The organism is Nocardia carnea NBRC 14403, assembly GCF_000308515.1.
In the GTDB taxonomy this organism is placed as follows: domain Bacteria; phylum Actinomycetota; class Actinomycetes; order Mycobacteriales; family Mycobacteriaceae; genus Nocardia; species Nocardia carnea.
The window spans coordinates 166,846-180,323 of the sequence record NZ_BAFV01000029.1 but is presented as its reverse complement, the minus strand read 5'-3'; the positions used below and the strand labels follow the sequence as shown (position 1 = coordinate 180,323).

Below are 13,478 nucleotides of genomic sequence, written 5' to 3'. Positions count from 1 at the left end.
CGCCGCTGCCGACCGGCAGCCGTCTCGGACACGGTAACGTGCCCGGCTATGAGCACCGATCTGTTGGGTAAGAGCGCGCTGGTCTCCGGGGCCAGCCGGGGTATCGGCTACGCGGTGGCCGCAGAGCTGCTGAGCCGGGGCGCAAACGTGCTGATCACCGCGCGCAAACCCGAACCGCTGGAGAAGGCGGCCGCCGAACTGCGCGGGTTGGGGCATCAGGGCGAGGTCGTCGCGGTGGCCGGTAACTCCGGTGACGCCGAGGCACGCACGGCTGCGGTCCAGCGGGCTGTCACCGAATTCGGGTCGCTGGACATTCTGATCAACAACACCGGCATCAACCCGGTGTACGGCTCCCTGATGGAGGCCGATCTCGACGCGGTCCGCAAGATCTTCGATGTGAACGTCGTCGCCGCCCTGGGCTATATCCAGGAGGCGTACAAGGCCTGGATGGGCGAACACGGCGGTGCCGTGGTGAACGTGGCCAGCGTCGCGGGCCTGCGCTCCACCGGGGTGATCGCCGCCTACGGCGCCTCCAAGGCGGCGCTGATCCGGCTCACCGACGAACTCGCCTGGCAGCTCGGCCCGAAGATCCGGGTCAACGCAGTCGCGCCCGGTGTGGTGAAGACCAGTTTCGCCGATGCGCTGTACTCGGCCGACGAGGAGGCCGCGGCGCAGGTCTATCCGATGAAGCGGCTCGGTTCGCCGGAGGATGTGGCCCGGCTGATCGCGTTCCTGGCCTCGGAGCAGGCGCAGTGGATCACCGGCGAAACAGTGCGCGTCGACGGTGGCCTGCTGTCGACCGGCGGAATCTGAGCAACCCCACATATCCGAGCAGCCGGAGGCCCCGAGCAACCGGAGACGTCCCAGGTGCCCGGAGATATCCGAGTTCGCTCGTTGGCCGGGTCGCGGCCGCGCTGTCCGCGCGGCCGCGGCCCGGCTTTCGTTCGGCCGCCGTTGTGCCGCCCAGGCCTCAGGACCGGTGCGGCAGATTCTGTATCCGTACCTGACCGCGCGCGACCAGCCGATCCTCCTCGTCGGTGACCAGGACCTGCCATAGCTGCTGCATCCCGCCCCGATGAATCGGTGTGGCCTCGGCGGTGAGCTTGCCGGCGCGTACGGCCCGCAGGAAGTCGGTGGAGTTGTTGACTCCGACCACGATTCCCCGGTCCCCGTACCAGGCCGAGGCGCCGGTGCTGGCGAGCGTTTCCACGGCGGTACACAGGACCCCGCCGTTCTGGATCCCGGCCGGCTGATGATGCTGCGGAGTGACGACCCATTCACCCCGCACCCGGTCCGGGCCCAGTTCGGTCACCTTCAGGCCCATCAGGCCCGCGAAGGTCCCCTTGCTGATCTCGTTCAGCTCCTCGGGGCCGAGATCGGCCATCGACTGCGGGAGCCCGGTCTGCTGTTCGGTCATGTCTCAACAATCGCACGGTGGCCGTGTACGGGGCCGAACCGGTTGCCCGATACACGTCCCGGGATTCGCCTTTCGGCTGCGCGCGCTGCCGCTCTGTTCCGGTGCGATCGAACGCTCGCCGCCCAGCTCGGTCGTCGGCCCCGGAGCGTCCTGTGCGTACCACGGCCGGGGCGACGCCGGCCGTACGCGATCCGTGCAGAGTTTCGGTCCGTATGTCATCCGGGAATGAAAGCGGCGGGCCCCACATGTCGTGGAGCCCGCCGCGCGTCTGGATCGGGGGTCACCGCAGCCCTCGGGACTCTCGCGCGATCCGTACGCCGCTTCCAAGTATAGGTCAGGCTTACCTAACTAGGCAACACGTTGGGCGCGCCGGATTGCCAGCCCGCGATCCTCGAGGGCTGTCAGCAGGCCCTCCCCACGCCGGGCGCCCGCCACCGGATCGGCCCCCGCCAGCGCGGGAACGTAGGTCGTGGCGCCACACACGGATTCGGCAACCAACGCCCAGAAGCGCCGCGGGCTCAACCCGGCACACCGGGCCAGCGCACCCTGCACCAGCAGGAGCGACGGTTCACAGCGGTAGGCGAGCCATACCCACATCGCGCGCTCACACGGCAGTGTCACCACACCCGGTGCATCGGCCAGCGGATCCCCGTCCACTACGCGAATCGTCGTATCGGCCAGACCCGCCCAGTCGATACCACCGTCGTTGTCGGTATGGATCCAGATGTTCTCCAGTCCGGGATCCCAGGCCCGACCGTCGGCGACCCACAGCGCCGCGACCCGGCCGACCACCGCATGGATCAGGGCGGTGGCGACCACCTCGGCGGCCGCGGTCGCGCTGATCATCTCGGCGGCGTGCCGCCGGTACATCAGGTCGATCCGCCCCTCACGCAAACCGGTGGACAGCGCCCACCAGCGCCGCTTGCCTTGATCGGCCATGGCCGCGGCGGCGTACACCCGCGGATGCTCCGGCTGCAGCGACCGCAGCCGGGAACATGCCGAACCGAATGCCGCGTCGTAGGGACGGGGGATGCGCACAGTGGCCAGTTCGGACATTCGAACCTCCTCGGGATCGGCGTTGCAGCAACGGCTTGATCGAAAGATAGGTTAGCCTAACCAGACCTGGCAAGTATTTCGCGCAAACGAATCGAATGCGTAGAACGCCGGTCTCGCACCACCCCCGGAATCACCGCCCGAGCGGGCGAACTGTGAGCTATGACCAATCCCACGACGTTACGACACCCTGTAGTACGCCCAAGTGTCGTTGAAGTCGTAAAATCGAAAGATGGCTGGACTTGGTGAACTCGAGAAAGCGGTTATGGACCAGTTGTGGTCGGCCGACGAACCACAAACGGTCCGGCAGGTGCACGAGGCCCTGTCGGCGCGCCGTGAACTCGCGTACACCACGGTGATGACTGTGCTACAGCGACTGGCGAAGAAGAATCTCGTGGTGCAACGGCGCGACGACCGCGCCCACCGGTACGCTCCGGTACACAGCCGCGACGAACTGGTCGCCGGACTCATGATGGATGCGCTGCAGCAAGCCGACGAGGCCGGCAGCCGGGCAGCGGCCCTGGTGCATTTCGTGGAGCAGGTCGGGAAGGACGAGGCTGCGGCCCTGCGGGATGCGCTCGCTAAGCTCGAAGCAACCGAGGACACCGCACCGCCGCAGTGAGCTCGGACCCTGGCCCCACAACGCAGTGAGCAGAGTCGATGAACGCAGCAGCACCGGCATTCGCCGTACTTGCCTTGCTTCTCGCCGGTCCGGTCCCGGAGGCGCTCAGCCGTGCAACCTGGACCTACCGGGTGCCGCGGGCCGCACTCGTCCTCTGGCAGGCCATCGCACTGGCGGCCGTGCTCAGCGCCTTCAGTTCCGGGCTCGCCATCGCCGCCGAACTCCTGGTCCCCGGCCCCGACGGCCGGCCGACCACCAAGCCCACCGATGAAATCGATGCGCTCGGCCTGCCGCTGTGGCTGGCCTATGTCTCGGTTTTCATGCTGACCCTGCTGGTCGGCGCGCGGCTGGTCTACGCGTCGATCAGGGTCGGGATCCACACCCGGCGGCGGCGGGCCCGCCACCGCATGCTCGTGGATCTGCTCGACCAGAGCGGGCCGGTCCGCCGCGCCGCCGATATCCGGGTGCTCTCGGCCACCGAGCCCATCGCCTACTGCCTGCCGGGCCTGCGGCGCCGGGTCGTGGTGAGTGCGGGCACCCTGGACAATCTCACCGAACAGGAACTGACCGCCATCCTCAGCCACGAACGGTCGCATCTGCGGGCCCGCCACGATCTGGTACTCGAGGCGTTCACCGCGGCGCACGAAGCCTTCCCCCGCTTCGTCCGCAGCAAATCGGCACTGGATTCGGTGAAACTGCTGATCGAACTCCTGGCCGACGATTCCGCGGTGAAGGTGACCGGACCCAAACCGCTGGCCCGGGCACTGGTCGCCTGTTCGAAATCCACCGCCCCGCAGGGTGCGCTCGCGGTCGGCGGTCCGAGCACCCTCATCCGGATCCAGCGCCTGGCCGGGCCGCTCGGCGATATGCGTATCGCCGGCGCCGCCTATCTCGCTTCGCTCGCCATCCTGGTGGTGCCGACACTGGCCGTCGCGATTCCCTGGCTCGTCGAGCTGAGCCGGCTCTTCCGTGCCTGATCCGATATCCGTCCCGGAGCGGCAGTCACCGGATTCCACGGCTTCGCCCGCCCGTCCGCCGTTCGCCCGGCTGGGCCTGCCGGTACTGACGGTCCAGGCGCTGCGGCGCGAAGGTCTCACCGACCCACTACCCATCCAAGAAGCGGCCGTTCCCGACATCCTGGCGGGTCGCGATGTCCTGGGCCGCGCACCGACGGGGTCGGGCAAAACTCTCGCCTTCGGGCTGCCCATGCTGGCCCGCCTCGCCGGGCGGCCCGCGATTCCCCGGTCCCCGCGCGGGCTGATCCTGGCGCCCACCCGCGAACTGGCCCTGCAGATCGAACGCGCGCTGGAACCCTTCGCACTGGGTCTGCGGCTGGGTACCGCGGTCGGTGGTATGCCGGCGAGCCGCCAGGCCGACAAACTGCAGCGCGGTATCGACCTGCTGATCGCCACCCCGGGCCGGCTCACCGACCTGGTCGAGCAGGGTGCCGCGGTACTGGATGCAGTGCGGGTCACGGCCGTCGACGAGGCCGACCATATGGCCGATTTCGGTTTCCTGCCCCAGGTGCGGCACCTGTTGGACGCGACCCCCTCCGACGGGCAGCGGCTGCTGTTCTCGGCGACCCTCGACGACGAATCCGTCCAGGACCTCGTCCGGCACTATCTTCGCAACCCGGTCACCCACAGCGTCGCCCCCGAACCCACGGCAGCCGTCGCCGTCCACCATCTGCTCTACGTCGAAACGGCCGACAAACCCGCCGTGCTCGCGCGAATCGCCGCCCGCGAAGGGCGCACGCTGCTGTTCGTACGCACGCAGTACGGTGCCGAGAAACTCACCCGCCGACTACGCGACCAAGGCGTTACGGTGGCCGCCCTGCACGGCGGCAAAGCGCAGAACCGGCGGCTGCGCACCCTGGCAGCGTTCGCGGACGGTGCGGTACCGGCCCTGGTCGCCACCGATATCGCCGCCCGCGGCATCCACGTCGACGCGGTTTCCCTGGTCGTCCACGCCGATCCGCCCACCGACCCGAAGGACTACGTCCACCGCGCCGGGCGTACCGCGCGCGCCGGCGCCACCGGCTCGGTGGTCACCGTGGTGACCCCGGATCAGCGCGCCGAGGTCACCGCCCTCACCGAGGCAGCGGGCGTCGACGTGGTGACCCACACCGTCGGGCCACAGGACCGGGAACTCCAGCAGCTCACCGGCGCTCGCTCCCCCGCGGGCACACCCGCGGCCCCCGAACCGGCAGCCCCCGGCCATACCCGCCCGCGAAGCGGAGCCGGACGCGGGTACCGCACCGCCGACCCGCCCCGGTCACGCCGCCCACATCGACGCCGGACGAAGTAATCGTCCCCGCGGCCCTCCATCACAACGGCCACCGGAACAGCTGTATGGGCACTGTGCCCCCGCGTGCACTGTTCCCGCGACCGCGGTAGTCGCCGGTCACCGAAGCGAAGTCCACACCTGAATGCCGGGAGGAGCCGGGGCAATGCCCGCCCGCCGCGGTCCGGACCCGATTACCATGGGTGCAGTGCAGTTTCTCCCCGGACAAACCCCGCCGTACGACCTGACCTACAACGACGTCTTCCTGGTTCCGAACCGCACCGATATCGCGTCGCGGTTCGATGTCGATCTCACCACGGCCGATGGCTCCGGCACCACCATCCCGCTGGTGGTCGCGAATATGACCGCGGTCGCCGGGCGGCGGATGGCCGAAACGGTGGCCCGGCGCGGCGGGCTCGTGGTGCTGCCGCAGGACCTGCCCAACAGCGCGGTTGCGGAAACCATCGCGTTCGTCAAGAGCCGCTCGCTCATCGCGGATACCCCGGTCACGCTCACCCGGGACGATTCGGTCTCCGATGCGATGGCGCTGATCCATAAACGGGCGCACCGCGCGGTGATCGTCGTCGACCGGGACCGGCCGGTCGGCGTTGTCACCGAGGCGGCCTGCGCCGATGTCGACCGGTTCGCCCGGTTGCACGAGATCGCCACCACCGATTTCGTCACCGCCCCGGCCACGGCCGAACCGTCCTATATCTTCGACCGGCTCGAGGCCGCTCATGCCGATCTGGCGGTGCTGCTCGCCCCGGACGGCACACTCGCGGGTGTGCTGACCCGTACCGGCGCGGTACGGCACGGGATCTACACCCCGGCCGTGGACGGGGACGGCAAGCTGCGGATCGCGGCCGCCGTCGGCATCAACGGTGACGTCCCGGCAAAGGCCAAGGCGCTGGTGGATGCCGGCGCCGATCTGCTGGTGGTCGATACCGCCCACGGGCACCAGGTGAAGATGCTGGAAACGCTGCGTTCCATCCGCGACCTGGGCCTCGGCGTGCCGCTCGTGGCCGGGAACACGGTCTCGGCCGAAGGTACCCGGGATCTGATCGCCGCCGGCGCCGATATCGTCAAGGTCGGGGTGGGTCCGGGCGCCATGTGCACCACCCGGATGATGACGGGTGTCGGCCGGCCGCAGTTCTCCGCGGTGGCCGAATGTGCCGCCGCGGCCGCGGACCTCGGGGCACATATCTGGGCCGACGGCGGCGTCCGCCATCCGCGCGATGTCGCGCTGGCGCTCGCGGCGGGGGCGTCCAATGTCATGATCGGTTCCTGGTTCGCCGGCACCTACGAATCGCCCGGTGATCTGCGGGTGGATCGGGAGGGCAACGCCTACAAGGAGAGCTTCGGGATGGCCTCCAAACGCGCCGTCGCCGCCCGCACCGCCGCCGACCGCGGCTACGATCGCGCCCGCAAGGCCCTGTTCGAGGAAGGTATCTCCAGCTCCCGGATGCTCCTGGATCCCGAGCGGCCCGGCGTCGAAGACCTGATCGACCACATCTGTTCCGGCGTCCGCAGTGCCTGCACCTATGCCGGTGCCCGCACCCTCGCCGAGTTCCACGACCGCGCCGTGCTGGGAGTCCAGTCGGCCGCCGGATTCGCCGAGGGACGCCCGCTGCCCGGCGGGTGGTGAGCGGGCGGCCCCGCCGACCGGCCCGTGCACCCCGGTGTACGGGCCGGTACCATGAGGTGCGTCGGCGGTTGCCGGCCGTGAATTCACCAGGACGAAAGGAACCAGTTGTCACCCGCGTCCGAGGGCGCCACTCAGGAGGGCTCATCTATCGAGCCGGGTGACAGACCCGGCGTCCCCCTCCGCACGACCCTCCACCGACCACCTGTTCGTCCGGCCGTCGTTGCCGATGCCCGCCGGGTGGTGGGGATATGACCGTCGTACTCACCATTGCGAGCCTGATCGGGTTCGTCGCGCTGACCGCGGGCACCGCCCTGTTCGTGGCCGCCGAATTCTCCCTCACCGCCTTGGAACGCAGCACCGTCGAAGCGCATGCCCGCGACGGTGATGTCCGGGCCCGCGCGGTCCGGCAGGCCCATCGCACACTGTCGTTCCAGTTGTCCGGGGCCCAGCTCGGAATCACCATCACCACCCTGATCACCGGCTATATCGCCGAGCCGGTGCTGGCCCGGTTGCTGGCACCGCTGTTCGGCCTGGTCGGCATCCCCGATTCCGCGGTGACCGGTATCTCGCTGGTTCTCGCCCTGATCCTGGCGACCTCACTGTCGATGATCTACGGGGAACTGGTACCGAAGAACATCGCGATCGCGGCACCATTGGCCACCGCACGCACCACCGCGGGACCGATGGTGGCGTTCTCGACGGTGTTCAAACCGATGATCCAATTCCTCAACGGCACGGCGAACTGGGTGGTGCGCCGTCTCGGCGTGGAACCGGCCGAGGAACTGCGCTCGGCGCGGTCGCCGCAGGAACTCGGTTCGCTCGTGCGTACCTCGGCCCAGCACGGCGCGCTCGATCAGCGCACCGCCCAGATCCTGGACCGGTCGTTGCAGTTCGGGGCGCGCAGTGCCGAAGAACTCATGACGCCCCGCGTCAAGATCGAGGCGCTCGAACGCACCGATACCATCGGCGATCTGCTGGCCGCCGCCGCCCGCACCGGTTTCTCCCGGTTCCCGGTGATCGACGGCGATCTGGACAACACGCTCGGCGTGGTCCACGTCAAACAGGCCTTCACCCATCCGGCGCGCACCCGTGCCGGGGTGGGTCTGGCACAGATCGCGCAACCCGTTCCCGTCGTACCCGCCAGCTTGGACGGGGACGAAGTGCTCGAACGGGTCCGGGCCGACGGTATGCAGGTCGCGCTGGTGGTCGACGAATACGGCGGCACCGCCGGCCTGGTGACCATGGAGGACATCATCGAGGAGATCCTCGGCGATGTCCGCGACGAACACGACGAGGAAGAACGCGATGTCCGCCGCGTCTCCGACGGCTGGGACTGTTCCGGGCTGCTCCGGATCGACGAGGTCTCCCGGGCCACCGGCTACCAGGCTCCCGAGGGCGAATACGAAACCCTCGGCGGTCTGGTGCTGACCAGGCTCGGCCGGATCCCGGCGGCCGGCGATATCGTCGTTCTGCCGCAGCGGCACGGCCACGACCGCCGCCATATCGACGGCCCGGGTGGTTGGCTCGCCCGTGTCGATCGGATGGACGGGCGCCGCGTGGACCGGGTCCGGCTCGTACCGGTCGACGACCGATCGCTCGAACGCGAACAGCAGCCGGCCGGACGGGAGTACCACCATGGGTGATCTGTTCGCTGTCGGGTTCACCGTGCTGCTGCTCGCCGGGAACGCTTTCTTCGTCGGCGCGGAATTCGCGCTGATCTCGGCCCGGCGCGACCGGCTCGAGGCGCTCGCCGCGCAGGGCAAACGTAATGCCGATACCGTGATCCGGGCCGGTCAGAACCTTTCGATGATGCTGGCGGCCGCTCAGCTCGGCATCACCATCTGTTCGATTCTGCTGGGCCGGGTCGGCGAACCCGCGGTCGCGCATCTGCTGGAATACCCCTTCGAACTGGTGGGTCTGCCGGAGGGGCTGCTGCATCCGGTGTCGTTCGTGGTGGCGCTGACCATCGTGGTGATCCTGCATATCCTGCTGGGCGAGATGATCCCGAAGAACATCGCGCTCGCCGGTCCGGAGCGCAGTGCGCTGTTGCTGGTGCCGGTGCATCTGGCCTGGTTGCGGATCGCCCGGCCGCTCATCGCGCTCTACAACTTCGCGGCCAACGCGACGCTGCGCATGCTGCGGATCGAACCGAAGGACGAACTCGAATCCGCGGTTTCGAGCGATGAACTCGCCGAGATGATCGGCGAATCACGGTCCGAGGGGCTGCTGGACGAGGAGGAACACCGCCGTCTCACCCAGGCCCTGGGCACCGGGGAGCGGTTCGTGGCCGAGGTCATGGTTCCGCTGCACCGGATGCGCACCGTGCCGTTACGGGGAGCGGGCGGTACCACGCTCGGCGATATCGAAACCGCCGTCGCCGAAACCGGGTTCTCCCGGTATCCGGTGCGGGCCGCGGACGGGTCGCTGGTCGGGTACCTGCATGTGAAGGATGTGCTGGACAAGGTCTCCGACGAGTCGGCCGGACCGACTACCGAGATCCCGCGCACCGATATCCGGCCGCTGCCGACCGTACTGCTGGGCACCACCCTGTACGAGGCGCTGGCGCGGCTGCGCCGCACCAGCAGTCATCTGGGCCGGGTGGTCGACGCCCGGGGGAACACGGTCGGGATCGTGGCGCTCGAGGATCTGGTCGAACAGTTCGTCGGTACGGTGCGCGATGCAACGCACCGGGTAGCCGAATGACGGTCGGTACCGGTGTGGCGGTCCTCGCCGAATCCGAGTGGCGGCCACGTGCCACCGCGCACGCCGCCCGCGCCGATGAACTCGCCGGTGAATATCTGCGCCGGCGAGCCACCGGAACCCGCCACCCGGTGCTCGACTTCCTGTGGACCTACTACGGGCATCGTCCGGCGCAACTGCGCCGCTGGCACCCCGGATACGGCGTCGCCTTACGCGGCGCCGCCGAGTACAGCGGTCTGCGCGGTTATCACCGGCTCGACGGGACCGGCACCGTCTCCGGACCCGTGGTGACCGCCGATCCGCGGTTCCTGCGCGCCCGCGGCGATACCGTGGCCTATATCGCCGGATTGTTGCGTGCGACCGCCTCCCGACCGGCCCAGCTGTCCTGTTTCGGCCTGCACGAATGGGCGATGGTGTACCGCAGCGGCGAGGTCCGTCACGATTCGGTCCCGCTGCGGCTGGGGGCGGCGGGTACCGATGCCGTCCTGGAGTCGATGCCGGTGCGCTGTACCCATTTCGACGCGTTCCGCTTCTTCACCCCGCCCGCCGTGGGCCGTAACAACCGGCATCTCACCCGCGACGACCAGCCGCTCGTCGAACAACCGGGCTGCCTGCACGCGAATATGGACCTGTACAAGTGGTGCTTCAAGCTCAGCCCGCTGGTGTGCTCGGATCTGCTGCTGGACTGTTTTTCCCTGGCTCGTGATGCCCGCGAACTCGATATGCGGGCAAGCCCGTACGATCTGCGGGATTACGGTTACGAGCCCGTACCGATCGAAACCCCCGCCGGCCGCGCCGATTACGTCCGGGCACAGAGCGCGATCGCGGACCGGGCCGAGGTGCTGCGCCGCCGGCTGCTGGATTCCTGCGAATCCCTGTTGGCAGCCCTGGACTGAACACCGCATTCGGCGAAAGCCCTCTTCGGGCGGGCTCCGAATCGCTACCATCACTGGACAATTCCGGATGGTGTCCCAAATACCGTCCGGGCGGGTCGGACGAGGTAGCTCGGGAAGCGCGAGGATGCAATGGGGCGTCCCTTCGGAGAATTCCATCGGACCAGAGCGGTCGTGCTCGGCGTGGTCACGGTGGTCACCGCGATTCTGCTGCCGGGTAGCGCCACAGCGGATCTGCAGGCCGATATCCACAACGAGGTCCGGGAGTTCCTCGACGTGGGCCGTACCGCCGTACCGCGCGCCGAATGCGGCCCCGGCGCCATGCCCGAACCCGGGCTGCAGGGCGACGTTCCGGCGGCCGATCGCGACAGTGGACGCAGCACCCAGGGCTACCGCTGCAATATGTCGATGGTCGGCCAGTTCGCCGGCCGCGGCGCCGGGATCACCTCGACCAGCTTCGAGCACTGCGCCTATATGGGGACCTTCTTCCCCGGGAACCTGCTGCACCAGAACGGCGGGGTGCAGGTCCTCGATGTCTCCGATCCGGCGCATCCGCGCCCGACCGTGACCCTGAACGAACCGGCCATGGTCGCCGGTACCTGGGAGAGCTTGAAGGTGAACGCCCGGCGCAAGCTGTTGGTGGGCACCGGGGTCCCGATGCTGGTCGGGGCCGGATATCTGTCGGTCTACGATATTTCCGACTGCGCACATCCACGGCTGCTGAACCCCGGCCCGGGTACAAACCTCGGTATGCCGCTGCCGATCACGACCCATGAGGGTGGATTCTCCCCGGACGGCAACACCTACTGGGCCTCCGGGATCACACCCGGTTTCCTCAGCGCGGTCGATCTCACCGATCCCGCGAACCCGCGGGTCGTCTGGCAGGGTCTCACCGGTATCACCGCCCATGGTTTCGGGGTGAGCCCGGACGGCAACCGGCTGTATCTGTCGGCTCTCAGCGGCGTAACAGTGCTCGATATCAGCGCGGTACAGCGGCGCGACCCCAACCCGCAGGTGCATCATCTCGGGCGGATGTTCTGGTCCGACGGCTGGGCCACGCAGCACAGTATTCCGGTCACCTACGACGGCCGGCCCCATATCTACACCGTCGACGAGGGCGGTTCAGGAGGCGTGAAACTGATCGACGTCTCCGACGACACCGACCCCCGGGTCGTCGCCAAAGTGAAACTGGAGATCAACCTGCCGCAGCATCTGGACAGCAGTATCGCCTCCTCCATGGGCGGTTCGGTGTTCGCGTACGAATCCCATTACTGTGCCGCCGACCGGCCGGCGAACCCCACCGCACTGGCCTGCGGCTGGATATCGTCCGGTATCCGGGTGTTCGATATCCGCGACCCGCACGCGATCCGGGAGATCGCCTATTTCAATCCACCGGCGCGCACCGGACGCAACCTCGAACTGACCAACTCCCCGCATGCACTGGCGTCACTGCTCGGTATTCCGGCGATGACGGCGCCCAGTGCGGCCCGCGCAGTACTCGAGGGGCAGTTCGACCCGTCGCAGGCGCTCTCCGCGCGGACCGGCAAACTCGCCTTCGGCGATGTCTCGACCGACTGGTGCCTGTCGCCGCCGGAATGGCGGGGCAACGATCTCTACGTGACCTGTTCCGATAACGGTTTCATGGTGTTGCACGTCGACGAATCGGTGTATACACCGCCGGCCGATCAGCAGTCGGTGGTGGGTTCCTGACCGGGGCCCTGCGAGCGCCCCCTGAAACAGCCGAGCCCGGGTGCACTCGGCACCCGGGCTCGGCTCGGCTGTCAGCGACTCACAGCGGCGGGAACCCCGCCGAGCCGGTGGCCATCCAGTTCCAGAAATCCCCCACCCGCATCACGATCAGTGCGGCGATATCGAGCACGGTACTACCCATCGAGCAATCCTCACATCAGTTTGCAGATACGGCGGCCCAGAATAGGACCACCGGCCCATCGGAACAACCGGGCCCCGCCCACGGTGTCACGACTGCGAACACGAGGCTAATCGTGAGTGGGTAGCCGTGGCCACTGGCGTCCACTATGGGCCAAGGTGGCGGGGTCCGTGGTGAGCAGCGTGCCGGCCTCACCCGATTCGCGCACCGTGCTCGCCGCGGCGACACTGCGCACCTCGAGCTCGGCCACACCGACCAGCACCACGAGGCCCACGACGACCAGCGCCACCGTGGTCAGCAGCGGGGTGAGCAGTTCGACGGGCGCGACGCCCTCGGGTAGCCCGTGGTGTTCCCCGTGGTGCGCGCTCATGGACGCCATACCGGTGTAATGCATACCGCAGACCGCGACCCCCATGATCAGCGCCGCTCCTACGGTGTTGCCCCAGCCCTGCACGTGCAGCATGAACCACAACGCGGCGGTGGCCGCGACCACCGCGATCGCGATGGACAGCAGGACCAGGCCGGTGCTGTATTCCATATCGACGCCGGTGCTCATCGCGGCCATCCCCAGATAGTGCATGGCCACCACGCCGAGCCCGGTAATGGCACCGCCGAGGGGCAGTGCGACCGCCTCTCGCTGCCCCCGGACGATCACCAGCCCGATCAGCACCACCACGATCGCAATCACCGCGCTCAGCACCGTCATCGGCATGTTGTACCGGATGCTCGCACCGTCGATGGTGAAGCCGAGCATCGCCGTGAAATGCATAACCCAGATTCCGGCACCGCCCAGCGCGATGGCGGCCGCGACCAGCCAGCCGTAGGCGGGGCTCGCCGTACGCGCACGAACGGCGCAGCGCAGGCCGAGCACCGAACCGATGAACGACATCACATAGGCAAGGACAGGAGTCACCCAGCCGTTGCTGAAGTGCTCGAGTTGTAGCACGTCTCTACTCCGCTTGTACTAGTCGATTTCC

12 protein-coding genes are annotated in these 13,478 nt (G+C 68.4%); 9 read left to right on the top strand and 3 right to left on the bottom strand.

Annotated elements, in window-relative coordinates:
* Nucleotides 1-48: 48 nt before the first annotated feature.
* Nucleotides 49-813, top strand: coding sequence for an SDR family oxidoreductase (locus ON22_RS11335; RefSeq protein WP_033246206.1), 765 nt, complete (start codon nt 49-51; stop codon nt 811-813).
* Between the two features lie 157 nt (nt 814-970).
* Here the strand turns inward: ON22_RS11335 and ON22_RS11330 are convergent, their stop codons facing one another.
* Together ON22_RS11330 and ON22_RS11320 are read right to left on the bottom strand one after the other, a co-directional pair.
* On the bottom strand, nt 971-1,417 hold the full coding sequence (locus tag ON22_RS11330; RefSeq protein ID WP_086007707.1) for a PaaI family thioesterase: 447 nt from the start codon (nt 1,415-1,417) through the stop codon (nt 971-973).
* Between the two features lie 348 nt (nt 1,418-1,765).
* Nucleotides 1,766-2,473 (bottom strand): hypothetical protein, encoded by a 708-nt coding sequence (locus ON22_RS11320; protein WP_033246208.1) that lies wholly within the window; start codon nt 2,471-2,473, stop codon nt 1,766-1,768.
* 229 nt (nt 2,474-2,702) lie between these two features.
* On the opposite strand from ON22_RS11320, the gene ON22_RS11315 reads away from it, so the two are divergent.
* The 8 genes from ON22_RS11315 to ON22_RS11280 all read left to right on the top strand — a co-directional run bounded on the left by ON22_RS11315 (nt 2,703) and on the right by ON22_RS11280 (nt 12,323).
* Nucleotides 2,703-3,092 (top strand): BlaI/MecI/CopY family transcriptional regulator, encoded by a 390-nt coding sequence (locus ON22_RS11315; RefSeq protein ID WP_033246209.1) that lies wholly within the window; start codon nt 2,703-2,705, stop codon nt 3,090-3,092.
* A 38-nt stretch (nt 3,093-3,130) separates the two neighbouring features.
* Nucleotides 3,131-4,069: a M56 family metallopeptidase gene (locus ON22_RS11310; protein ID WP_033246210.1), complete on the top strand. Its 939-nt coding sequence runs from the start codon at nt 3,131-3,133 to the stop codon at nt 4,067-4,069.
* Nucleotides 4,062-5,399, top strand: a complete 1,338-nt coding sequence (locus ON22_RS11305) for a DEAD/DEAH box helicase (protein WP_373280852.1) — start codon at nt 4,062-4,064, stop codon at nt 5,397-5,399. Before ON22_RS11310 ends, ON22_RS11305 begins: the two co-directional genes overlap by 8 nt.
* A gap of 184 nt (nt 5,400-5,583) precedes the next feature.
* Nucleotides 5,584-7,020, top strand: a complete 1,437-nt coding sequence (locus ON22_RS11300) for a GuaB1 family IMP dehydrogenase-related protein (RefSeq protein WP_033246292.1) — start codon at nt 5,584-5,586, stop codon at nt 7,018-7,020.
* A gap of 248 nt (nt 7,021-7,268) precedes the next feature.
* The gene (locus ON22_RS11295; RefSeq protein ID WP_033246211.1) at nt 7,269-8,663 is read left to right on the top strand and encodes a hemolysin family protein; all 1,395 of its coding nucleotides are present in this window, start codon (nt 7,269-7,271) and stop codon (nt 8,661-8,663) included.
* Nucleotides 8,656-9,723: a hemolysin family protein gene (locus ON22_RS11290; protein ID WP_033246212.1), complete on the top strand. Its 1,068-nt coding sequence runs from the start codon at nt 8,656-8,658 to the stop codon at nt 9,721-9,723. The genes ON22_RS11295 and ON22_RS11290 overlap by 8 nt, the downstream gene beginning before the upstream one ends.
* Nucleotides 9,720-10,616 (top strand): 3-methyladenine DNA glycosylase, encoded by an 897-nt coding sequence (locus ON22_RS11285; RefSeq protein ID WP_231508714.1) that lies wholly within the window; start codon nt 9,720-9,722, stop codon nt 10,614-10,616. Before ON22_RS11290 ends, ON22_RS11285 begins: the two co-directional genes overlap by 4 nt.
* A gap of 129 nt (nt 10,617-10,745) precedes the next feature.
* Nucleotides 10,746-12,323, top strand: a complete 1,578-nt coding sequence (locus tag ON22_RS11280) for an LVIVD repeat-containing protein (RefSeq protein WP_051157462.1) — start codon at nt 10,746-10,748, stop codon at nt 12,321-12,323.
* 287 nt (nt 12,324-12,610) lie between these two features.
* Here ON22_RS11280 and ON22_RS11275 read toward each other — a convergent pair whose 3' ends face one another.
* The gene (locus tag ON22_RS11275; RefSeq protein WP_033246214.1) at nt 12,611-13,447 is read right to left on the bottom strand and encodes an MHYT domain-containing protein; all 837 of its coding nucleotides are present in this window, start codon (nt 13,445-13,447) and stop codon (nt 12,611-12,613) included.
* Nucleotides 13,448-13,478: the final 31 nt, after the last annotated feature.